The 22,948-nt window shown below is 59.1% G+C and carries 22 protein-coding genes and 1 other RNA gene; 10 read left to right on the forward strand and 13 right to left on the reverse strand.

All coding sequences use genetic code 11. The features are described from left to right. Position 1: 1 nt before the first annotated feature. Positions 2 to 661 carry a PAQR family membrane homeostasis protein TrhA gene (gene trhA, locus CE636_RS10885; protein WP_004205319.1) on the reverse strand — a complete coding sequence of 220 codons (660 nt, stop codon included), beginning with the start codon at positions 659 to 661 and terminating at the stop codon, positions 2 to 4. 162 nt (positions 662 to 823) lie between these two features. After that, a complete protein-coding gene (gene yqfB / locus CE636_RS10890) occupies positions 824 to 1,135 on the reverse strand; it encodes a N(4)-acetylcytidine aminohydrolase (protein WP_004205318.1) in 312 nt (103 codons plus the stop codon). Positions 1,136 to 1,184: 49 nt separating this feature from the next. On the opposite strand from yqfB, the gene CE636_RS10895 reads away from it, so the two are divergent. The 6 genes from CE636_RS10895 (at position 1,185) to CE636_RS10920 (ending at position 7,114) form a co-directional block, all read left to right on the forward strand. Further along, entirely contained in the window at positions 1,185 to 1,913 is a 729-nt protein-coding gene (locus CE636_RS10895) for a MurR/RpiR family transcriptional regulator (RefSeq protein WP_004205316.1), read from the forward strand. Positions 1,914 to 2,031: 118 nt separating this feature from the next. Then, on the forward strand, positions 2,032 to 3,465 hold the full coding sequence (bglA, locus tag CE636_RS10900; RefSeq protein ID WP_004205314.1) for a 6-phospho-beta-glucosidase BglA: 1,434 nt from the start codon (positions 2,032 to 2,034) through the stop codon (positions 3,463 to 3,465). A gap of 124 nt (positions 3,466 to 3,589) precedes the next feature. Continuing rightward, complete coding sequence (locus tag CE636_RS10905; protein ID WP_017899797.1) at positions 3,590 to 3,949, forward strand: hypothetical protein; 360 nt, start codon at positions 3,590 to 3,592, stop codon at positions 3,947 to 3,949. A 49-nt stretch (positions 3,950 to 3,998) separates the two neighbouring features. Next, positions 3,999 to 6,008, forward strand: a complete 2,010-nt coding sequence (locus tag CE636_RS10910; protein ID WP_017899796.1) for a protein-disulfide reductase DsbD family protein — start codon at positions 3,999 to 4,001, stop codon at positions 6,006 to 6,008. Position 6,009: 1 nt separating this feature from the next. Next, positions 6,010 to 6,621 (forward strand): DsbA family protein, encoded by a 612-nt coding sequence (locus CE636_RS10915; RefSeq protein WP_017899795.1) that lies wholly within the window; start codon positions 6,010 to 6,012, stop codon positions 6,619 to 6,621. Next, entirely contained in the window at positions 6,611 to 7,114 is a 504-nt protein-coding gene (locus CE636_RS10920) for a protein disulfide oxidoreductase (protein ID WP_017899794.1), read from the forward strand. Before CE636_RS10915 ends, CE636_RS10920 begins: the two co-directional genes overlap by 11 nt. A gap of 194 nt (positions 7,115 to 7,308) precedes the next feature. On the opposite strand, the gene CE636_RS10925 is transcribed toward CE636_RS10920, so the two are convergent. The 8 genes from CE636_RS10925 to CE636_RS10960 all read right to left on the reverse strand — a co-directional run bounded on the left by CE636_RS10925 (position 7,309) and on the right by CE636_RS10960 (position 17,372). Further along, positions 7,309 to 8,052, reverse strand: a complete 744-nt coding sequence (locus tag CE636_RS10925) for an SDR family oxidoreductase (protein WP_017899793.1) — start codon at positions 8,050 to 8,052, stop codon at positions 7,309 to 7,311. A gap of 62 nt (positions 8,053 to 8,114) precedes the next feature. Then, positions 8,115 to 10,988, reverse strand: a complete 2,874-nt coding sequence (gcvP, locus tag CE636_RS10930) for an aminomethyl-transferring glycine dehydrogenase (RefSeq protein ID WP_017899792.1) — start codon at positions 10,986 to 10,988, stop codon at positions 8,115 to 8,117. Positions 10,989 to 11,133: 145 nt separating this feature from the next. Then, a complete protein-coding gene (gene gcvH / locus CE636_RS10935) occupies positions 11,134 to 11,523 on the reverse strand; it encodes a glycine cleavage system protein GcvH (protein ID WP_002916479.1) in 390 nt (129 codons plus the stop codon). Between the two features lie 24 nt (positions 11,524 to 11,547). After that, on the reverse strand, positions 11,548 to 12,642 hold the full coding sequence (gcvT, locus tag CE636_RS10940; protein WP_004205303.1) for a glycine cleavage system aminomethyltransferase GcvT: 1,095 nt from the start codon (positions 12,640 to 12,642) through the stop codon (positions 11,548 to 11,550). Positions 12,643 to 13,065: 423 nt separating this feature from the next. After that, positions 13,066 to 14,268: an FAD-dependent 2-octaprenylphenol hydroxylase gene (gene ubiI, locus CE636_RS10945; RefSeq protein WP_017899791.1), complete on the reverse strand. Its 1,203-nt coding sequence runs from the start codon at positions 14,266 to 14,268 to the stop codon at positions 13,066 to 13,068. Between the two features lie 10 nt (positions 14,269 to 14,278). Continuing rightward, a complete protein-coding gene (gene ubiH, locus CE636_RS10950; RefSeq protein WP_017899790.1) occupies positions 14,279 to 15,457 on the reverse strand; it encodes a 2-octaprenyl-6-methoxyphenyl hydroxylase in 1,179 nt (392 codons plus the stop codon). Next, a complete protein-coding gene (gene pepP / locus CE636_RS10955) occupies positions 15,454 to 16,770 on the reverse strand; it encodes a Xaa-Pro aminopeptidase (RefSeq protein ID WP_017899789.1) in 1,317 nt (438 codons plus the stop codon). Before pepP ends, ubiH begins: the two co-directional genes overlap by 4 nt. 23 nt (positions 16,771 to 16,793) lie before the next feature. After that, positions 16,794 to 17,372 (reverse strand): YecA family protein, encoded by a 579-nt coding sequence (locus CE636_RS10960; protein WP_025999199.1) that lies wholly within the window; start codon positions 17,370 to 17,372, stop codon positions 16,794 to 16,796. A 166-nt stretch (positions 17,373 to 17,538) separates the two neighbouring features. On the opposite strand from CE636_RS10960, the gene zapA reads away from it, so the two are divergent. The 3 genes from zapA (at position 17,539) to CE636_RS10975 (ending at position 18,789) form a co-directional block, all read left to right on the forward strand. Continuing rightward, positions 17,539 to 17,868, forward strand: coding sequence for a cell division protein ZapA (zapA, locus tag CE636_RS10965; RefSeq protein WP_004205298.1), 330 nt, complete (start codon positions 17,539 to 17,541; stop codon positions 17,866 to 17,868). Between the two features lie 41 nt (positions 17,869 to 17,909). Next, positions 17,910 to 18,093: non-coding RNA, 6S RNA (ssrS, locus tag CE636_RS10970), on the forward strand. A 99-nt stretch (positions 18,094 to 18,192) separates the two neighbouring features. Further along, complete coding sequence (locus CE636_RS10975; protein ID WP_017899787.1) at positions 18,193 to 18,789, forward strand: 5-formyltetrahydrofolate cyclo-ligase; 597 nt, start codon at positions 18,193 to 18,195, stop codon at positions 18,787 to 18,789. 83 nt (positions 18,790 to 18,872) lie between these two features. Here CE636_RS10975 and serA read toward each other — a convergent pair whose 3' ends face one another. Both serA and rpiA read right to left on the reverse strand, forming a co-directional pair. Beyond that, positions 18,873 to 20,105 carry a phosphoglycerate dehydrogenase gene (serA, locus tag CE636_RS10980; protein ID WP_017899786.1) on the reverse strand — a complete coding sequence of 411 codons (1,233 nt, stop codon included), beginning with the start codon at positions 20,103 to 20,105 and terminating at the stop codon, positions 18,873 to 18,875. A 269-nt stretch (positions 20,106 to 20,374) separates the two neighbouring features. Further along, complete coding sequence (gene rpiA, locus CE636_RS10985; protein ID WP_002916495.1) at positions 20,375 to 21,034, reverse strand: ribose-5-phosphate isomerase RpiA; 660 nt, start codon at positions 21,032 to 21,034, stop codon at positions 20,375 to 20,377. A gap of 167 nt (positions 21,035 to 21,201) precedes the next feature. On the opposite strand from rpiA, the gene argP reads away from it, so the two are divergent. Then, a complete protein-coding gene (argP, locus tag CE636_RS10990; protein WP_002916497.1) occupies positions 21,202 to 22,095 on the forward strand; it encodes a DNA-binding transcriptional regulator ArgP in 894 nt (297 codons plus the stop codon). A gap of 54 nt (positions 22,096 to 22,149) precedes the next feature. Here the strand turns inward: argP and CE636_RS10995 are convergent, their stop codons facing one another. Continuing rightward, a complete protein-coding gene (locus CE636_RS10995; protein WP_004205295.1) occupies positions 22,150 to 22,917 on the reverse strand; it encodes an oxidative stress defense protein in 768 nt (255 codons plus the stop codon). Positions 22,918 to 22,948: the final 31 nt, after the last annotated feature.

Here is a 22,948-nt window from a genome sequence, read left to right on the forward strand (position 1 = left end):
ATCAGGACTGGCCGATGTAAAGATAGATCGCCAGGAAGTGACACACGCTGCCGCCGAGCACGAAGCCGTGCCAGATAGCGTGGTTATAGGGAATACGTTTGCAGACGTAGAAGATGACCCCCAGTGAGTACACCACCCCGCCAACCGCCAGCAGCGTTACGCCCCCCACCGCCAGCTTCACCGCCAGCTGATAGACCACAATAAGCGACAGCCAGCCCATGGTCAGATAGGTCACCAGCGACAGAATTTTAAAGCGGTGCGCGATGGTCAGCTTAAACAGGATCCCCAGCAGCGCCAGGCTCCAGATGACGATCATCAGCCCCTTCGCCAGCGGCGAGTTCAGCCCCACCAGCAAAAACGGCGTATAGGTCCCGGCGATTAACAAGTAGATAGCGCAGTGGTCGAATTTCTTCAGCCACTGTTTCGCCCGCTGATGCGGGATCGCGTGATAGAGCGTGGAGGCGAGGAACAGCATAATCATGCTGCCGCCGTACAGGCTGTAGCTGGTGATCGCCGTCGCGCTGGCGTTGGTGTCCACCGCCTGCACCAGCAATAGCACGAGCCCGACGATACCGAACACCAGCCCGATCCCGTGGCTGATGCTGTTGGCAACTTCCTCTGCCAGAGAATATCCCTGAGTGATTAATGGTTTGCGCACCATATTGGACTCCTGAAAACAAGAACGCTTTCATTGCTCACTTAGGGTAACTGAGAATGATTCCAGTGAACACCTGTTAGCTAAAATAAAAAGATGTATATTTGTAAATACATTAAAATCAAAAGGTTAAATTTTTATTTCAACTCACAGCTGTTCCTGCTTACCTTAAAGCGTTTTGAATTCAATGACATAAAACTGGCTCTCGCCAGGATAGATGTCGCTGATGACCTGCCGCAGCTGCCCCAGGGTCATATTCTCCTGTTGAGCATGCTGTTCAGTCAGCGTATCGAGGGTCACTGTCGAGGTCGCGGTCACGGCGATGGTGCAAAAATAGCCGTCGTCTTCATAGCGCCCAACGCGCAGCACATCGCCGACCTTAAAGTGCGACTCCGCCGCATCGCGAATAGTAATGGTTTTGCGCCCGGCGAGGATGTCGTTCTGAAAACGCTGAAAAAAGGTAATGTCATTGGCCTGCATGATATAATTCCGTCCTGGTCATTATGAATTGTGAGTTCGCCCTGTGAGTATGTTCTCCCACGCCGCTGTCGCCAGTCTCAATAATCTTGAGATGATGGTCTACCACTACGTCATAAAGAATCGCGACAAAGTGATGTACATGACCATCCGCGAACTGGCCGAAGCCGCCGGCGTCTCCACCACCACCGTGTTGCGCTTCTGCCGCAAACTGCAGTGCGAGGGCTACTCTGAATTTCGCGTACGTTTTAAATTATATCTTGAGCAGAACGAGCCTCAACAGGCAAATATCGGCGCCAGTGAAATCATGAGCTTTTTTAAAAGCGTTAATAATGACGAGTTCGATGGGTTACTAGACCAGGCCGTCGATATTATTCTCGCCTCAGAACGTATTATTTTTGTCGGCGCGGGCACCTCGGGCGCGCTGGCGAAATACGGCGCCCGTTTCTTCTCCAACGTCGGGAAATTTAGCAACCATATTGACGACCCCTATTTTCCGGTGACCAACGATATGGCCCGCAACGCGCTGGCGATCGTGCTTTCCGTCTCCGGCGAAACAGAAGAGATCCTGCGTTTCGCCAGCCAGTTCAGCCTGCATCATTGCAAGGTGATGTCGATTACCAGTCACGAGCATTCGCGGCTGGCCAAACTGGCCGATTTCAATCTCTCCTGGCACGTCCCGCAGACCCGCATTGGCGGCGTCTACGATATTACCACGCAAATTCCAGTGATCTATATTCTCGAATCGCTCGGGCGTAAATTAGCGCGCAAAATCAGCTAAAAATAACAGCCTGTTTTTTTGATGTAACATATTACCTTTGGCGGAATTTGTTATATCGTGACATTCAATTTCACTTTGCTAGACTCGAGCGCAATAGTTATTAGAGAGATTAGCCAGGATGAAAAAATTAACCCTTCCGAAAGATTTTTTATGGGGCGGCGCGGTTGCCGCGCATCAGGTTGAAGGCGGCTGGGATCAGGGCGGCAAAGGCCCCAGCATCTGCGACGTGCTGACCGGCGGGGCGCACGGCGTGCCGCGTGAAATCACCCACCAGGTGGAAGCCGGCAAATATTACCCCAACCACCAAGCGGTCGATTTCTACGGCCGCTACAAAGAAGACATCAAACTGTTCGCCGAGATGGGCTTCAAATGCTTCCGCACCTCCATCGCCTGGACCCGCATCTTCCCGCAGGGTGACGAAACCCAGCCGAATGAAGAGGGACTGAAGTTCTACGACGACATGTTCGACGAGCTGCTGAAGTACAACATCGAGCCGGTGATCACCCTCTCCCACTTCGAGATGCCCCTGCACCTGGTGCAGCAGTACGGCGGCTGGACCAACCGCAAAGTGGTCGATTTCTTTGTGCGCTTTGCCGAAGTGGTTTTCGAGCGCTATAAGCACAAAGTGAAATACTGGATGACCTTCAACGAGATCAACAACCAGCGCAACTGGCGCGCGCCGCTGTTCGGCTACTGCTGCTCCGGGGTGGTCTATACCGAGCATGACAATCCGGAAGAGACCATGTACCAGGTGCTGCACCATCAGTTCGTCGCCAGCGCGCTGGCGGTGAAAGCGGCGCGGCGCATCAACCCGGACATGCAGGTCGGCTGCATGCTGGCGATGGTCGCCCTCTACCCTTACTCCTGCAAACCGGAAGATGTCATGTTTGCCCAGGAGTCGATGCGCGAGCGCTACGTCTTTACCGACGTCCAACTGCGCGGTTACTACCCGAGCTATGTGCTGAATGAGTGGGAGCGCCGCGGCTTCAACATCAAGATGGAAGATGGCGATGCGCAGATCCTGCGCGAAGGCACTTGCGCTTACCTCGGCTTCAGCTACTACATGACCAACGCGGTGAAAGCCGAAGGCGGCACCGGCGACGCCATTTCCGGCTTCGAAGGCAGCGTGCCGAACCCGCACGTCAAAGCCTCCGACTGGGGCTGGCAGATTGACCCGGTCGGTCTGCGCTATTCCCTGTGTGAACTGTATGAGCGCTACCAGAAGCCGCTGTTTATCGTCGAGAACGGCTTTGGCGCCTACGATAAAGTCGAAGCCGACGGCAGCATCAACGATGACTACCGCATCGACTATCTGCGCGCCCACATCGAAGAGATGATCAAAGCGGTCACTTATGACGGCGTCGATCTGATGGGCTATACCCCATGGGGCTGCATCGACTGCGTCTCCTTCACTACCGGGCAGTACAGCAAACGCTACGGCTTCATCTACGTCAACAAACACGACGACGGCACCGGCGACATGTCCCGCTCGCGCAAGAAGAGCTTTAACTGGTACAAAGAAGTCATCGCCAGCAACGGCGAGAATCTGTAATTGACCGCCCTCTCCCGGCCGGGAGAGGGCAAATCGCTTATCTGCCAGACACTTCTTTACAGCTTTACCATTGCCAAAACGCGTTCGCCCGATAAGATAGGCCTCGTGAATATTTGAGGCGCTCATGATTAAGCGACAACGCAAAGCCATTCTTTTTGTCCTCCTGGCCTGTCTGGTGGTGCTGGTCTGCACCGCCCAGCGAATGGCCGGGATGCACGCGCTGGTCATGAACCTCACCGCCGACAGCCCGTCACTACAGCAAACCCAGGATAAAGCCGACGCGCCGGTCACGCCGTGCGAACTCAGCGCCAAGTCGCTGATGGCCGTCCCGCCGATGCTGTTTGAAGGGGCGCTGTTGGCTATCACCCTGCTGCTGGCGGTGCTGGCGGCGATCCCGCCGCGTATCGAGCGCCAGTGGCCTCCCCGCGTTATCTCCCCGCCCCGATTGCGGGTGCATCTGCGATTATGCGTCTTCCGTGAGTGACTGATTTTCCTGACAGTTCAGGTTAATTCATCATTTATGGAGCAAATTTATGTCTATGTTATTCAGGCGACTACTGGTCTGCCTGCTTTGGCTATGGCTGCCCGTCAGTCAGGCCGCCGACAGCGGCTGGCTACGCGCCGCCGACAATCAACACGCCAGCGTCCGCCTGCGGGCGCAAACCGAGAGCAATGGCGATACCCGCCTGCTTTTAGACGTGGCGCTGGAAAAGGGCTGGAAAACCTACTGGCGCTCGCCGGGGGAAGGCGGCATCGCGCCGGCTATCGCCTGGCACACGCCGCTGGAGGTTGACTGGCGCTGGCCGACGCCGCAGCGCTTCGACGTCGCGGGCATTTCCACTCAGGGCTATCACGGTGACGTCAGCTTCCCGATGACGCTGCGCGGGAAGATACCACCGACGCTCAGCGGCGTACTGACGTTATCCTCCTGCAGCAATGTCTGCATTCTTACTGACTATCCCTTTTCGCTGGATATGACGGCCCCGCCAGGGGAGGGTTTTGGCTACGATTTCACCCGCGCGATGGGCACGCTGCCGCTGGGCGATGGTCTGACTTCGCAGCTGACCGCCAGCTACGTCAGCGGCAAACTGACGGTGACCGCTCGCCGCGATGCCGGCTGGCAGCAGCCAGCGCTGTTTATCGACAGCATGGAGGATGTCGATTTCGGCAAGCCGAGCTTTACCAGCCGCGGCGATACGCTGACCGCCACCATACCGGTCACCGATAGCTGGGGCGAAGCGGCACCGGATCTGCGCGGTAAAACCTTGTCGCTGGTGCTGGCGGATAGCGGCCAGGCGCAGGAAAGCCAGATCGCCATCAGCGCCGGCAGCGCCGCGGCGGAGCTGACGTTAGGCTGGGTGCTGCTGATGGCGTTGGCCGGGGGGCTTATCCTCAATGTGATGCCTTGCGTGCTGCCAGTGCTGGCCATGAAGCTCGGCTCGCTGGTGCAAACCGAACATCGCGAACGCGGCGCGGTACGCCGACAGTTCCTCGCCTCGGCGTGCGGGATCGTCGTCTCGTTCCTGGCGCTGGCGCTGATGATGACCGCGCTACGCCTGGGTAATCAGGCGCTCGGCTGGGGGATCCAGTTCCAGAGCCCGTGGTTTATCGGCGCCATGGCGCTGGTGATGATCCTGTTCAGCGCCAGTCTGCTGGGGCTGTTCGAAATCCGCCTCTCCTCCAGCGCCAGTACCTTCCTCGCCACCCGCGGCGGCAACGGCTTAATGGGCCATTTCTGGCAGGGCACCTTCGCCACCCTGCTGGCGACCCCCTGCACCGCGCCGTTCCTTGGCACCGCCGTGTCGGTGGCGCTGGTGGCGCCTCTGCCGCTGCTGTGGGGCATTTTCTTCGCCATGGGGATCGGCATGAGCCTGCCGTGGCTGCTGATCGTTGCCTGGCCGGGGCTGGCGCAACGACTGCCACGTCCCGGCCGCTGGATGAATCATCTGCGCGTACTGCTGGGGCTAATGATGCTTGGTTCAGCGCTATGGCTGGTCAGCCTGCTGACGATCCACATCGGCCGTACGCCGGTGCTTACCCTGCTGGTAATTCTGGCCATCGCCCTGCTGCTGGCCACCGCCTGGCGCTACCGCTGGCGGACGGCGCTGCGCGCGGGCGCCCTGGCCATCGTGGTGGCGGGCGCCGTCGCCTTAGTCTCCCGATCTGACGGCGAGGGCCCGCGCCGCGACCGGGTTAACTGGCAGCCGCTCAGCGAGCAGGCTATCGCCAGCGCCCTGGCGGAACATAAGCGGGTGTTTATTGATGTCACCGCCGACTGGTGCGTGACCTGTAAAGCCAATAAATACAACGTGCTGCTGCGCGATGACGTCCAGCAGGCGCTGTTAGCGCCGGACGTGGTCGCCCTGCGCGGCGACTGGAGCCGACCCTCCGCCACGATTAGTCAGTTTTTAACCACTCGCGGCAGCGCTGCGGTGCCGTTTAACCAGATTTACGGACCGGGATTGCCGCAGGGAGAGATCCTGCCTGCGCTGTTAGATCGCGAACACCTTCTCGCCACCCTGTCCGTCGCCCAAGGAAAATAACATGAGAGCTATCACCGCCTTATTGCTGCTGTGCATATCCGCCTTCAGCTTCGCCGCCCCGGCGGAAGAACCACAAGCAAACGCTAATGACCAGCTGGCGCAGCTGCTGTTTAACGATCCGAACAGCCCGCGCACCGGCGCGAAAGCGCCAAAACTGACGATCGTCTCGTTTACCGATTACAACTGCCCTTACTGCAAACAGTTTGATCCGCTGCTGGAAAAAATCGTCCACGATAACCCGGACATTCAGCTGATCGTTAAGCTGCTGCCGTTCAAGGGGCAAAGTTCGGTCAATGCCGCCAAAGCGGCGCTATCGACCTGGCGCCAGCAGCCCGATAAGTTCTGGGCGCTGCATCAGCGGCTGATGGCGAAAAAAGGCTATCACGATGACGCCAGCATCGCCGCGGCGCAGAAGAAAACCGCCACCGATAGTGTAAATATCGATGACAAGACCATGGATTCGCTGAAGATGAACCTGATTTTGTCGCAGGTGCTGAATATTCAGGGCACCCCGGCGACCATCATCGGCGATCAGATGGTGGCCGGCGCGATCCCTGCTGATGAGCTGGAGGGGCTGGTGAAAGAGCAGCTGGCGAAAGCCCGTGGCCAGTAAAATCAGGCGCTGGCTGCGCGAGCTGGCGGTGTGGCTGCTGATTGGCGCGGCGGTGAGCCTGGCGGTGGATTATTTTCGCCAGCCCGCGCTGCCGCAAAACGTCAGCGCCACATCGCTGCACGCCCTCGACGGCAGGACGGTGGATCTGAACGCCATGAGCCAGCAAAAGCCGCTGCTGCTGTACGTTTGGGCCACCTGGTGCGGAGTTTGTCGCTACACCACGCCGTCGGTGGCATCGCTTGCCGCCGACGGCGGCAATGTGCTGACGGTGGCCCTGCGCTCCGGCGATAACGCCGCGCTGGAGACGTGGCTTGCCAGAAAGAAACTGACGCTGCCGACGGTAAATGACCCGAGCGGCCAGCTGGCGCGGCAGTGGGATATTCGGGTGACGCCAACGCTGGTGGTGATTTCTCAAGGCGAGGTAAAGTCGGTTACCACCGGCTGGACCAGCAGTTGGGGAATGCGCCTGCGGCTGTGGCTGGCCTCCTGGTAGGCCGCCGGGTTACCCGGCTCGCGCTGCGCTTAGCCGGGCTACGGGTACTGAGGCTGTGGCCGGCCCCCTGGTAGACCGTCGGGCTTTAGCGGTTTTTATGCCGGGTAAGGCGTATCCGCCACCCGGCCTACCATTCGGCTTTGACCCCGTAGGGCCGGCAAGCGCAGCGCCGCCGGGCAATAGACATCTACGGGTTATTTCCCGCCCGCCAGTTCAAGGAAGCTACCCGTTACATACGACGCTTTGTCGCTCAGCAGCCAGGCAATGGCCTGAGCGACCTCTTCCGGCTGGCCGCCGCGCCGCATCGGTAGCGAACCTTTCACTCGATCCACGCGCCCCGGTTCACCGCCGGAGGCGTGCATTTCGGTATAAATCAGCCCCGGACGGACGCCGTTGACCCGGATCCCCTGCGCCGCCACCTCCAGCGCCAGCCCGGTGGTCAGGGTATCTACCGCCCCTTTCGACGCGGCATAGTCAATGTACTCCCCCGGCGCGCCAAGGCGCGACGCCGCCGACGACACGTTAACTATCGCCCCGCCCTTACCGCCATGCCGATGCGCCATGCGCTTGACCGCCTCGCGGCAGCAGAGGAAATAGCCGGTGACGTTGGTCGCCAGCACGCGGTTAATGCGCTCGGCGCTCAGGCTCTCCACCGTACACTGGGTAAAGAGGATCCCGGCGTTGTTGACCAGCGCCGTCAGCGGCTCGCCCATGCGGTCAATCGCCTCAAACATCGCCATCACCTGCGCTTCATCGCTGATGTCCGCCCGCAGCGCCGTGGCTTTGCCGCCAGACGACACAATGGTATTCACCACCTCGGTGGCGGCGTTAATGTTGTGATGGTAATTGACCGCCACGGTATACCCTTCCTGCGCCAGCAGCAGCGCCGTCGCCCGGCCTATGCCGCGGCTCGAGCCGCTAATAAGAGCTATTCCCATACCTTCCCTCCAAAAAAATAAAGGCGCCGCAGCGCCTTTAAAAGTTTAGCTAAAACGCAAACTTACTGGTATTCGCTCATCGGTACGCAGGAGCAGAACAGGTTGCGGTCGCCGTAGACATCATCCAGACGTTTCACCGTCGGCCAGTACTTGTTGTGCAACCCAGCCGGGAATACCGCCAGCTCGCGGCTGTACGGATGGTTCCACTCGCCCACCAGCTCGCCCTGGGTGTGCGGTGCGTTCACCAGCGGGTTGTCTTCCAGCGGCCATTCACCGGCTTTGACGCGGTCGATTTCAGCGCGGATCGCCAGCATCGCGTCGATAAAGCGGTCCAGCTCCACTTTGCTTTCCGATTCCGTCGGCTCAACCATCAGCGTACCCGCTACCGGGAAGGACATGGTTGGCGCATGGAAGCCAAAGTCGATCAGACGCTTGGCGATATCCAGTTCGCTAATGCCGGTCTCTTCTTTCAGCGGACGAATATCGAGAATACATTCGTGCGCCACGCGACCATCGCGACCGGTGTAGAGCACCGGGTAGGCGTCTTTCAGACGGGTAGCGATGTAGTTGGCGTTAAGGATCGCGTTCTGGCTCGCCTGCTTCAGCCCTTCCGCGCCCATCATGCGAATATACATCCAGCTGATCGGCAGGATGGACGCGCTGCCGAACGGCGCGGCGGAAACCGCGCCCTGATGGGTCAACATCCCTTCAATCTGCACCACGCTGTGACCCGGCACGAACGGCGCCAGGTGCGCTTTCACGCCGATTGGGCCCATACCCGGGCCGCCGCCGCCGTGCGGAATGCAGAACGTTTTATGCAGGTTGAGGTGCGAAACGTCGGCGCCGATATAGCCCGGAGAGGTGATCCCGACCTGGGCGTTCATGTTAGCGCCGTCAAGGTAAACCTGGCCGCCGAACTGGTGCACGATCTCGCACACTTCGCGAATGGTCTCTTCATATACGCCGTGGGTCGACGGATAGGTGACCATGATGCAGGAGAGATTCGCCCCCGCCTGCTCTGCTTTTTCACGCAGGTCAGCGAGATCGATATTGCCGTTTTTGTCGCACGCAACCACCACCACCTGCATACCCGCCATCTGCGCGGAAGCCGGGTTGGTGCCGTGCGCGGAGCTTGGGATCAGGCAGATATCGCGATGGCCTTCGTTGCGGCTCTCGTGATAGTGGCGAATCGCCAGCAGGCCAGCATATTCGCCCTGCGCGCCGGAGTTCGGCTGCATGCAGACGGCGTCATAGCCGGTCAGTTTCACCAGCCAGTCGGAGAGCTGGGCGATCATCTGGTGATACCCTTCCGCCTGCTCGACCGGGCAGAACGGGTGCAGCTCAGCGAATTCCGGCCAGGTGATCGGGATCATCTCCGCCGCGGCGTTCAGCTTCATGGTGCAGGAACCCAGCGGGATCATCGCCTGGTTCAGCGCCAGATCTTTACGCTCCAGGGCGTGCATGTAGCGCATCATCTCGGTCTCGCTGTGGTAGCGGTTGAACACCGGATGGGTGAGGATCGCATCGTCGCGCAGCATCGCCGCCGGGATGGAACGGCTGTCCAGCGCCACGTCTTTATCCAGGGTATCAATGTCCAGACCATGATCGTCGCCGACGATGGCGCGGAACAGGTTGAGCACGTCTTCGCGGGTGGTTGCTTCGTCGAGCGTAATGCCCACCGCGCCGTGAATATCGCTGCGCAGGTTAATCTGCAGGGCTTCGGCACGCGCCAGCACCGCGGCTTTATCCGCCACTTCCACGCACAGGGTGTCGAAGTAGTGCGCATGGCGCAGCTTCAGCCCTTTCTTCTGCAGGCCGTCGGCCAGAATGTCGGTCAGGCGATGAATGCGGCCTGCGATACGTTTCAGACCCGCCGGGCCGTGGAAAACCGCGTACAAGCTGGCGATGTTGGCCAGCAGCACCTGCGAGGTACAAATGTTGGAGTTCGCTTTCTCGCGGCGGATGTGCTGTTCGCGAGTCTGCATCGCCATGCGCAGCGCGGTGTTACCCGCCGCATCTTTCGATACGCCGATAATCCGGCCCGGCATGGAGCGTTTGAATTCATCTTTCGCTGCGAAGAAGGCCGCGTGTGGGCCGCCGTAGCCCATCGGCACGCCGAAGCGTTGGGCGGAGCCGAAGACGATATCCGCGCCCTGCTTGCCCGGCGCCGTCAGCAGCACCAGCGCCATAAAGTCGGCGGCGACGCTGACTATCACTTTGCGCGCTTTCAGCTCGGCGATTAGTTTGCTGTAATCGTGGATTTCGCCGGTGGTGCCCACCTGCTGCAGCAGCACACCGAAGACATCCTGGTGATCGAGCACTTTGTCGGCGTCATCGACGATCACGTCGAAGCCGAAGGTTTCCGCACGGGTGCGCACCACGTCCAGGGTTTGCGGATGGACATCGGCGGCAACGAAGAAGCGGTTGGCGTTTTTCAGTTTGCTGACGCGTTTGGCCATCGCCATCGCTTCGGCGGCGGCGGTCGCTTCATCGAGCAGCGAAGCGGAAGCGATATCCAGCCCGGTGAGATCGAGAGTGACCTGCTGGAAGTTGAGCAGCGATTCCAGGCGGCCCTGGGAGACTTCCGGCTGGTAAGGGGTATAGGCGGTATACCAGCCCGGATTTTCCAGCATGTTGCGCTGAATAACCGGCGGCAGCTGCACGGCGGTGTAGCCCATGCCGATGTAAGACTTGAAGCGCTTGTTGCGACCGGCGATCGCCTTCAGCTCTGCCAGCGCGGCGAATTCGGTTGTCGCGTCGCCCACCTGCGGTGGGGTCGCCAGCTGGATATCCTGCGGCACAATCTGGCCGATCAGGGCGTTAAGCGAATCCGCGCCGACGGTCTTCAGCATCTCTTGCTGCTGCTGAGCGTCCGGGCCAATGTGACGTTCAATAAAGGCGTCGCGGTTTTCAAGCTGACTTAAAGTCTGAGTCATGAGCGATGGTTCCTGAAACGTGCGGTGAATCGTGATTGTCTGACTGGTTTGCCCGGCAAGCGCTGATGCTTACCGGGCCGGAATACGCAAAATCATTCGCGCGGCAGGAAGCCAACGCCCCTGCAGCGTGAAGGATGACGCGTATTTATTCGTCTTCTAACAGAGCTTCATACGCGGCGGCATCCAGCAGCGCGGCAACCTGCGCTTCGTCGCTGGCTTTGATCTTGAAGATCCAGCCGTCGGTGTACGGGTCGCTGTTGACCAGTTCCGGCGAGTCGTTCAGCTCTTCGTTAACGGCAACGATTTCACCGCTAATCGGGGCATAAATATCGGAAGCCGCTTTCACGGATTCGGCAACCGCGCAATCGGCGCCCGCTTCGACGGTGGCGCCCACTTCCGGCAGATCAACGAATACCATATCGCCCAGCAGCTCCTGCGCATGCTCGGTGATCCCGACGGTATAGGTGCCGTCCGCTTCTTTACGCAGCCATTCGTGTTCTTTGCTGTATTTCAGTTCTGCTGGTACGTTGCTCATCAATTCATCTCCAAAAAAGGGAAATCACACAATGGCTTTGCCATTGCGTACAAAACCAGGTTTAGTCACTTTTACCGGCATTTCACGGTTACGAATTTGCACCACCGCGGTGTCGCCAATCCCGGCCGGCACGCGAGCCAGCGCGATGCTGTAGCCCAGCGTCGGCGAGAAGGTGCCGCTGGTGATAATGCCTTCTTTTTGGTTACCGTCGCTATCGGTAAAGCGCACCGGCAGGCCGCCGCGCAGGACGCCTTTCTCAGTCATCACCAGGCCAACCAGCTGTTCGGTGCCCTTTTCACGCTGCATCTCCAGCGCTTCGCGACCGATAAAGTTACGATCCGCCGGTTCCCAGGCGATAGTCCAGCCCATATTCGCCGCCAGCGGAGAGACGCCTTCGTCCATCTCCTGGCCATACAGGTTCATTCCGGCCTCCAGGCGCAGGGTATCGCGCGCGCCGAGACCGCATGGCTTAACGCCAGCGTCCAGCAGACCGCGCCAGAAATCCGCCGCCTGCTCGTTCGGCATGGCGATTTCATAGCCCGCTTCGCCGGTATAGCCTGTGGTGGCGATAAACAGCTCGCCGGCCTGCACGCCGAAGAACGGCTTCATACCTTCCACGGCCTGACGCTGCGCGTCGGTAAAAAGCGTCGCCGCCTTCGCTTTCGCCTGCGGACCCTGGACCGCGATCAGCGACAGATCGTCGCGGACGATGATTTCGAGGCCGTAGGGTTCAGCTTGTTCGGAAATCCAGGCGAGGTCTTTTTCGCGGGTGGCGGAGTTAACAACGAGGCGGAAATAATCTTCAGAGAGGAAATAGACAATCAGGTCGTCGATGACGCCGGCGGAGGCGGTCAGCATGCCGGTGTAGAGCGCTTTGCCTGGGGTGGTGAGCTTCGCCACGTCGTTGGCCAGCAAATAGCGCAAGAACTCTCTGGTCCGGCTGCCATGGAAATCAACGATGGTCATATGCGACACATCGAACATGCCTGCGTCGCCGCGCACCGCATGGTGCTCATCAATCTGGGATCCGTAATGCAGCGGCATCATCCAGCCATGGAAATCCACCATGCGCGCGCCGCACAGCGTGTGTTGTTCATACAACGGAGTCTGTTGAGCCATCTTTTCCTCATCGAATAAAAACGGAACCAGCCACAAGATTGTCGGCGATTTTTCGCCACGAAATCGGGTGTCGGCATCGCTGACGAACGCCGACGCAAACGTTCTCTTTTGCCTGAACTTACCACCGAACCCGGCACTAAACCATAAGCTCATTCAGAGCATCACATTAGCTTATGACTAAAATCCGCCGAAAAGCCTACAGAGTTATTGACTGGAAAAAAGCGATTTATGCCACATAAAATTAACATTAAGGCGGCACTGATTAGGGAATGATGGTGTTTTGTGCGATTTTATCGTCCTAATTTCTTTAACAAAAAAAAGGACGCATTAATAAATCTAATGCGAAAAAAGAGGTGAAATTAGAATATTTCAAATGAGGGGGAAAACCCGGCGCGCAGGCCGGGTGAAAGAAGTGTGACGCGGTTAACGTAACCAGGCAGGCAGATCGTTGAGGCCCATCGCCTGGCGAATCAGCTGCGGTTTCACGCCCGGCAGCGTATCGGCCAGTTTCAGCCCCATGTCGCGGATGAATTTCTTCGCCGGATGGCTACCGGAAAACATGTCGCGGAAGCCCTGCATGCCCGCCAGCATCAGCGCGGCGCTGTGCTTGCGGCTACGCTCGTAGCGGCGCAGATAAAGATGCTGGCCGATATCCTTGCCCTGGGCGTGCAGGCGCTTCAGTTCGTCAATAAGCTCGGCGGCATCCATAAAGCCGAGATTGACGCCCTGCCCGGCCAGCGGGTGGATGGTATGCGCGGCATCGCCGACCAGCGCCAGGCGGTGGGCGGCGAACTGGCGGGCATAGCGGCCGGTCAGCGGGAAGACTTCACGTGCGCTTTCCAGCTGGCAGAGGCCAAGGCCATTATCGAAGGCGATATTCAACGCCTGATTAAAGGTGGCTTCATCAGCCTCCTGCATCCGCTGCGCCTCCGCCGGCGACAGCGACCAGACGATCGAGCACAGATGCGGATCGCAGAGCGGCAGGAAGGCGAGGATCCCGTCGCCATGGAACGCCTGGCGGGCCACCGCCTGATGCGGCTCAGCGGTACGGATGGTCGCCACCAGCGCATGATGATGGTAATCCCAGAAAGTCAGCGGAATATCGGCTTTATTGCGCAGCCATGAATTGGCACCATCGGCGCCGATCACCAGCCGCGCGGTGAGCATGCTGCCGTCCTGCAGGCTGAGAAAGGCTTCATTCTCGCCCCACGCCACCTGCTGCAGTTGCGCAGGCGCCAGCAGGGTGACGTCGGCGCAGCGCTGCGCCTTCTGCCACAGCGCATAATGCACCACAGCGTTTTCAATAATGTGGCCCAGATGGCTGAAGCCCATGCTCTGGTCATCAAAGCTAATGCGGCCGAAGCTGTCTTTGTCCCACACTTCCATTCCGTGATAGCAGCTGGCGCGCTGGGCGACGATCTCTGACCAGACGCCGATGCGGGTCAGTAGCTTTTCGCTGGCGGCGTTAATTGCCGACACGCGCAGCGCCGGCGGCGCATCGGCGGCCAGCGGCTGCGGCTCCGCTTTCTCCAGCACCGCGACGCGCAGGCCGCTGCCCTGTAAACCGCAGGCTACCGCCAGCCCCACCATTCCACCGCCAACAATGGCAACATCAACACTTTGCACGTTCTACTCCTTAACGGGGAACCCAACCGAGGGTACGCTGCGCCAGCGCATCGCGCGCCGGGGTAAATAATTCCATGGCCATCAGACCGACATTGCGCCCCGCCACCAGCGGCGTCCAACGGTTGGCAAACAGATGCACCAGCCCATCGGTCACGCCGATGGTGGCGGCTTTATCCCCTGCCCTGCGCGCCTGATAGCGACACAGCAGCGGATAATGGCCGACATCTTCGCCGCTGAGATGGGCGTCAGCGAGCAGCTCCGCCAGGCTCATCACATCGCGCAGGCCGAGATTAAAGCCCTGCCCGGCAATCGGGTGCAGCGTCTGCGCCGCGTTGCCGACCAGCGCCAGGCGGTGCGACACCGCGCGGCTGGCGGTGGTGAGAGCCAGCGGATAGACGCTGCGCTTCCCGGCGTGAGTAATGCGCCCCAGCCGCCAGCCGAACGCCTGCTGCAGCTCCTGACAAAAACGTTCGTCAGACCAGCTCAGCACCTCATCGCGGCGCGACTGCGGATGACACCACACCAGCGAGCAGCGCCCTTGCGACATCGGCAGCATCGCCAGCGGGCCATGCTCGGTAAAACGTTCGAACGCGCGGCCTTCGTGGGGCAGCGCGGTGCTCACGTTGGCGATAATCGCCAGTTGCTCATAGGGCTGCTGTTGCCAGCTGATGCCGCAGCGGGCGCCCAGCGACGAACGCGAACCGTCCGCCGCCACCAGCAGCTTACCGCTGATCGTTTCGCCCCCCTCAAGGGTAAGGCTGACGCTCTCCTGGCTGCGACTGACCGCTTCCACTTTCGCCGGGCAATGTAGCGTCACGCCCGGTGCCTCGCGCAGCAGGCTAAACAGTCGCTGGCCGACATCGTGGAGTTCAACCACCTGACCCAGCGCCGACAGGCTATAATCCGCCGCCGCCAGATTCACAAAACCAGCATGGCCGCGGTCGCTGACGTGTACCCGCTGGATAGGCGTCGCCCGCTCGGCGAGACGTTGCCAGACGCCGATGCGCGCCAGTTGCTGGCAGGTGCCGGCGGCCAGGGCGATCGCCCGGTCGTCGAAGCCGGGATGGCGAGCCGACTGGGGATCCTGCGCCTCAATCAGATGGACCGGCAGCGCGCCGCCGGTCATACGGGAGATGGCCAGGGCGAGCGTCGCGCCGGTCATCCCGCCGCCGACAATCAGCACGCTCATGACTGGCGCGCCGCCGCCATCAGCGCCTCGATCTCATCCGCCTTCTTCACCACGCCGGCGGTGAGATTTTCGTTGCCGTCTTCAGTAATCACGATGTCATCTTCAATACGAATGCCGATGCCGCGATACTGCGCCGGTACGTCGGCGTCGGCGGCGATATACAGCCCCGGCTCGACGGTCAGCACCATTCCCGGTTCCAGGACGCGCGAACGGTCGGTGTCGTAATTACCGACATCGTGCACATCCAGCCCCAGCCAGTGGCTCAGACCGTGCATAAAGTACGGGCGGTGGGCGTTGTTGGCGATCAGCTCGTCAACCTCGCCTTTGAGGATCCCGAGCCGCACCAGGCCGGTGATCATGATGCGCACCACTTCCTGATTCACCTGGCAGATTGAGGTGCCCGGGCGGTAGAGTTCCAGCGCGGTCTCCAGCGATTCCAGCACGATATCGTAGATTTCGCGCTGCGGCTGGCTGAATTTGCCGTTCACCGGGAAGGTGCGGGTAATGTCGCCGGCGTAGCCGCGATACTCGCAGCCGGCGTCAATCAACACCAGATCGCCGTCGCGCAGTTCAGATTCATTTTCGGTGTAGTGCAGAATGCAGCCGTTTTCGCCGCCGCCAACGATGGTGTTATAGGAAGGGAAACGCGCGCCGTGGCGATTGAATTCATGAAGAATTTCGCCTTCCAGCTGATACTCGAACATGCCTGGGCGGCATTTTTCCATCGCCCGGGTATGGGCCAGAGCGCTAATTTCACCGGCGCGGCGCATCACGGCCAGCTCTTCCGCCGATTTGAACAGGCGCATCTCATGCACAATGGGCCGCCAGTCGATGACCGAGTTCGGCGCCTGCAGGTTCTGGCGCGAGCCTTTGCGTAGTTTTTCGAGGGCGTTGAACACAATCTCATCGGCATAGGCATATTCGCCCTGGGCGAAATAGATAGCGTCCAGACCGTTGAGCAGCTGATACAGCTGCTGGTTGATTTCGCTGAACGCCAGCGCCCGGTCAACGCCAAGCTTCGCCGGCGCGGCCTCCTGGCCCAGACGGCGACCGAACCAGATCTCAGCGGTCAGATCGCGAACCCGGTTGAACAGCACGCTATGGTTGTGGGTTTCATCGCTTTTAATCAACACCAGCAGCGCTTCCGGTTCGTTGAAGCCGGTGAAGTACCAAAAATCGCTGTTCTGCCGGTAGGGATATTCCGAATCTGCACTGCGTACCGCTTCCGGTGCGGCGAAAATCAGCGCCGCGCTGCCTGGCTGCATCTGCGCCAACAGCGCCTGGCGACGCGAGAGAAATTCCTGCTGAGTCATGACGCCCCCTGAACGAATTTTAGTTAGTGTAATGTCGGTTTGCGGACTTCCGGTGCGGTTGGCTGCTGACGCGCAAAGGTGTCGTGGCACAGCAGTGCGGCAACGCGGACATACTCGATAATCTCCTCCAGAGACATCTCCAGCTCTTCCTGATCTTCGTCTTCATCGTAGCCCAGCTGGGCAATATTACGCAGATCGTCAATCGCTTCCCCGGTTTCGTCTTTCACTTTATCCAGCTTCGGCTGGCTCACGCCAAGGCCAAGAAGGAAGTGGTTGACCCAGCCGGCGAGAGCGTCGGCGCGATCAAAGACGCTCAGCGCATCGCCTTCCGGCAGATACAGTTGAAAGAGGAAGCCGTCGTCATCCAGTGAGTCGCTGATGGCGGAATGCATGTTACGCAGCGCCTGGGCCAGCTCATGGCCGAAGGCGAGACCTTCGTTGGTCAGGTCGTGCACCAGCGGCTGCCAGCTGCTGTCCGTGTTGCCGCCGCACAGCAATCCGCTGATCAAACCGTGCATCTCGGCCGGGGTAAGCCCTACCCCTTGTTGGTTCAGTAACTGGTCTACATCGTTGTAACCAGGCATTTCGTTCTGTATAGACATGCGCATTCGTCATCGTTGGGAGGAATATTCATGGTATGCTACCACTTTGGACCCTGGTGAACCAGAATAGGGCTTGTATCTTCGCACCAGGGTAGCTATAGTGTCGCCCCTTCGCAGACCCGGGTCAGGGTGTGAAGGCAGCGCAGTCAATCAGCAGGAAGGTGGCATGTCTGCACAACCCGTAGATCTCCAAATTTTCGGCCGTTCACTGCGAGTGAATTGCCCGCCTGAACAAAGGGATGCCCTGAATCAGGCAGCTGAAGACCTTAATCAGCGGTTGCAAGATTTAAAAGAACGCACTAGAGTCACAAATACTGAGCAGCTGGTCTTCATCGCCGCGTTGAACATCAGCTATGAGTTGACTCAGGAAAAAGCGAAGACCCGCGACTACGCTTCCAGCATGGAGCAGCGCATTCGCATGCTTCAGCAGACCATCGAGCAAGCATTGCTTGAGCAAGGTCGCATAAGCGAAAGACCAGGGTCGAAGTTTGAATAACACTTTGCAGTTAACTGTGTTAGAGTAACTCCAGGAACAAAATTTCTCTGAGATGTTTGCAAGCGGGCCAGTCCCCTGAGCCGATATTTCATACCACAAGAATGTGGCGCTCCACGGTTGGTGAGCATGCTCGGCCCGTCCGAGAAGCCTTAAAACCGTGACGACACATTCACCTTGAACCAAGGGTTCAAGGGTTACAGCCTGCGGCGGCATCTCGGAGATTCCCTTCCTCACTTCGCATTATTCCCCCACACCTGTTTTCGGCTGACGCCGCACTGTATTACACTGCTTTCTATTGTTTCGCCTGCTCGCCATGAGACCTGCATGACCCTACAGCCCGATACCCTGCTTTCCCGCCAGCATATTCGCCAGCAGATCCGCGAGCGTCGACGCGCGCTCAGCCCTGAGCAACAGCGGCAGTTTGCCCTGCAGGCCGCAGAGCGAATGATGGCCTGGCCGCCGGTGGTTCTCGCCCACACCGTGGCGCTGTTTCTCTCCTTTGACGGCGAGCTGGACACCCAACCGCTGATTGACCAGCTCTGGCGGGCCGGCAAGCGGGTGTATCTCCCGGTGCTGCATCCGTTTAGCCCCGGTAACCTGTTGTTTTTACATTACCATCCGCAGAGCGAACTGATAGTGAATCGCCTGAAGATCCGCGAACCGAAGCTCGACGTGCGCGACGTGCTGCCGCTCGCTGATCTCGATGTGCTGGTCACCCCGCTGGTGGCCTTCGATGCCGGCGGACAACGGCTGGGGATGGGTGGCGGTTTTTACGACCGGACGCTGCAAAACTGGCAACAGTATCGCCTGCAGCCGGTGGGCTACGCGCACGACTGCCAGCAGGTGGACGCCCTGCCGAGCGAAGAGTGGGATATCCCGCTGCCGGCGGTGATCACCCCGGGCAAAACCTGGTGTTGGTAGGTACGTGAGGAGAAGAATTTCAGCCTGGAAGGTGTTAACAAAAAAACGGGCAGGCACGCGACCTGCCCGAGAGGCAAAAATGGTTAGAACAGCAGACGGGCGCGGATAGTCCCCGGGATCGCTTTCATCGCCTGCAGCGCCTGCTGGGCAACATCTTCTTCCGCTTCGATATCAATAACCACGTAACCCATCTGCGGCGACGTTTGCAGATACTGGGCGGCAATATTGATGCTCTGCGCGGCGAAGATCTGGTTGATGGCGGTCAGGATGCCCGGCCGGTTCTCATGGATGTGCAGCAGACGGCGTCCACCGTGCAGCGGCAGAGAAACTTCCGGGAAGTTGACCGCCGACAGGGTAGACCCATTGTCAGAGTACTTCGCCAGCTTGCCGGCCACTTCCAGACCGATGTTCTCCTGCGCTTCCTGAGTGGAGCCACCGATATGCGGCGTCAGGATCACGTTATCAAACTCGCACAGCGGCGAAGTGAAGGGGTCGCTGTTGGTCGCGGGTTCGGTCGGGAAGACGTCGATCGCCGCCCCGGCCAGATGCTTACTCGCCAGCGCATCGCATAGCGCCGGAATATCCACCACGGTACCGCGGGAAGCGTTGATCAGCAGCGCGCCCGGCTTCATCAGCGCCAGCTCTTCCGCGCCCATCATATTTTTGGTGGAGGCGTTTTCCGGCACGTGCAGGCTGACCACATCACTCATGTTCAGCAGGTCGGAGAGATGCTGTACCTGAGTGGCGTTGCCCAGCGGCAGTTTGTTTTCAATATCATAGAAGAAGACATGCATCCCCAGCGATTCCGCCAGAATGCCGAGCTGGGTGCCGATGTGGCCGTAACCGATAATCCCCAGTTTCTTGCCGCGCGCTTCAAAGCTCCCCACCGCCAGCTTATTCCATACGCCGCGATGCGCCTTGGCGTTGGCTTCCGGCACGCCGCGCAGCAGCAGCAGCAGCTCACCGATCACCAGCTCGGCCACCGAACGGGTATTGGAGAATGGCGCGTTAAACACCGGAATACCGCGTTTCGCGGCGGCGTCCAGATCGACCTGGTTGGTACCGATGCAGAAGCAGCCGACGGCAACCAGTTTTTCCGCCGCGGCGAAAATCTCTTCAGTCAGGTGGGTACGGGAACGCAGGCCGATGAAATGGGCATCACGGATCGACGCTTTCAGCTGTTCGGAATCCAGCGCGCCTTTATGAAATTCAATGTTGGTGTAACCTGCCGCGCGAAGGCTATCGATTGCCTTTTGATGCACACCTTCAACCAGCAGAAATTTAATCTTGTCTTTTTCCAGTGATACCTTAGCCATTTCCCCGTCCTGTTTTGTCTTAACTGATGTCGTGCTGAACGAAAGTTCGTCTCAGCAACATATCAAAAAAAACTATCGCGGCAATATGAACGTTTGCGTCGCTGTCCTGAAGAAATGTCATTCAGAAGGAAATGGCAGGACAAAACACCAGAAAGATAATGAACGGTAGCGCGTTAATCAGAATGGTTGCACAAATGTGACAGAAGTCACTAAATTGCGCCAGGTGAAAAAATATTTGCGAGGGAGCCGGTTGGCTCCCTGCGGACAGACTATTTTACGATGGTTTTCACACCGTCAGCGGTGCCGATCAGCGCCACGTCGGCGCCGCGGTTGGCGAACAGCCCCACGGTCACGACGCCAGGAATGCCGTTAATCGCGTTTTCCAGCGCGATAGCATCGAGAATTTCCAGGCCGTGCACGTCAAGGATCACGTTGCCGTTATCGGTCACCACGCCCTGACGGTATTCCGGACGGCCGCCCAACTTGACCAGCTGGCGCGCCACGGCGCTGCGCGCCATCGGAATGACCTCAACCGGCAGCGGGAATTTACCCAGAATATCGACCTGCTTGGAGGCATCGGCGATGCAGATAAATTTATCCGCTACCGAGGCGATGATCTTCTCACGGGTCAGCGCCGCGCCGCCGCCTTTGATCATCTGCATGTGGCCGTTGATCTCATCCGCGCCGTCAACGTAGATCCCCAGGCGATCGACGCTGTTGAGATCGAAGACGGTGATCCCGAGGCTTTTCAGCTTCTCGGTGGAGGCATCGGAGCTGGAAACCGCCCCTTCGATTTGCCCCTTCATGGTGCCCAGCGCGTCAATAAAATGGGCCGCCGTCGAGCCGGTGCCTACGCCCACAATGGTCCCTGGCTGTACGTATTGCAGCGCCGCCCAACCTACCGCTTTTTTCAGTTCATCCTGCGTCATAATTATGGTCCGAGATGTGAATGCCTGTGGCGCATTATAGAACATCGACAGTGGAAATGTCCCTGCGATGCAGATCACACAACAGAGCAGACCAATTTCGTCTGTATCAAATAAAAATTTATGTCATAGTGCGAGATAACGATTAGTTATGGGGGCACGCCAGAATAATGAAACGACCGGACTACAGGACACTACAAGCGCTGGACGCGGTGATTAGAGAACGAGGATTTGAGCGCGCCGCGCAGAAGCTATGTATTACCCAGTCCGCCGTCTCACAGCGTATTAAGCAACTGGAAAATATGTTCGGCCAGCCGCTGCTGGTACGTACCGTGCCGCCGCGCCCAACCGAGCAAGGGCAAAAATTGCTGGCACTGTTGCGCCAGGTTGAACTGCTGGAGGAAGAGTGGCTGGGGGACGAGCAGACTGGCTCCACGCCGCTGCTGCTGTCGCTGGCGGTGAACGCCGACAGTCTGGCGACCTGGCTGCTGCCGGCGCTGGCTAATGTGCTGTCGGACTCCCCTATTCGTCTCAACCTGCAGGTGGAAGATGAAACCCGCACCCAGGAACGCCTGCGCCGTGGCGAAGTGGTCGGCGCGGTAAGTATCCAGCCGCAGGCGCTGCCAAGCTGCCTGGTGGATCAGCTCGGCGCGCTCGATTACCTGTTTGTCGCCTCAAAAGAGTTTGCGCAACGCTATTTCCCCAACGGCGTAACGCGCTCGGCGCTGCTGAAAGCGCCGGTCGTCGCTTTCGATCATCTGGATGATATGCATCAGGCATTTCTGCAGCAAAACTTCGACCTGCCGCCGGGTAGCGTCCCCTGCCATATCGTCAACTCGTCGGAAGCCTTCGTCCAGCTGGCGCGCCAGGGCACCACCTGCTGCATGATCCCCCATCTGCAGATCGAAAAAGAGCTCAACAGCGGCGAGCTTATCGACCTCACTCCCGGCCTGTTTCAGCGCCGTATGCTTTACTGGCACCGCTTTGCCCCGGAAAGCCGCATGATGCGCCGGGTGACCGATGCGCTCATCGACTACGGCCACAAGGTGCTGCGTCAGGATTAAGCCGCGGGCATAAAAAAAGCCACTTCGCTGAAGTGGCTTTTTTGTTTCTATCGCTTACTGGGCCGGTTTCGGCGCTTCAGCCGGTTTCGCCGGCGTGGCCGGGGCCGCGGCCTGCGCCGGCTGCAGTTCAAACACGACGTCGACCTGGTCGTCAAACTGGATGGTGGCCTGCTCGTAGGTTTCCTGGGCGGAAACCGGCGCAGCGTCAGCGGCCTTCATCATGCGAACCATCGGGCTCGGCTGATAATTAGAGACGTGGTAGCGCACGCTGTACACCGGACCCAGCTTGCTGTGGAAACCTGCGGCCAGCTCCTGCGCCTGATGCACGGCGTCGTCGATCGCCGCTTTACGCGCTTTATCTTTGTAGGCGTCCGGTTGCGCAACGCCCAGCGAGACGGAGCGAATTTCGTTCAGACCGGCTTTCAGGGCGCCGTCCAGCAGACCGTTGAGTTTATCCAGCTGGCGCAAGGTCACTTCGACAGTGCGCACCGCGCGATAGCCTTTGAGAATGCTTTTCCCGTTCTGATAGTCGTAATCAGGTTGGGTGCGCAGATTCGCCGAGTTGATGTCTTTTTTCGCAATGCCGCTCTTTTCGAGGAAAGAGAGGTATTGCGCAACGCGATCGTCAGCCTGTTTTTTTGCCGATGCGGCATCTTTTGCCGCCACGTTCACTTCGATCGCCAGGGTGGCGATATCCGGAACCGCAGCAACGCTTGCTGTGCCTGAAGTCACAATATGCGGACCGTCCGGCAATTCGCTGGCCTGTGCCGCCATCGTGCTAAATCCGAGTGTTGCCGCCAGGGCTAAGACTTTTAACTTCACTGTCGTTTCTCCATGTTACTTAAATCGCCCT

It is taken from the genome of Klebsiella sp. LY, assembly GCF_004010915.1.
In the GTDB taxonomy this organism is placed as follows: domain Bacteria; phylum Pseudomonadota; class Gammaproteobacteria; order Enterobacterales; family Enterobacteriaceae; genus Klebsiella; species Klebsiella quasipneumoniae.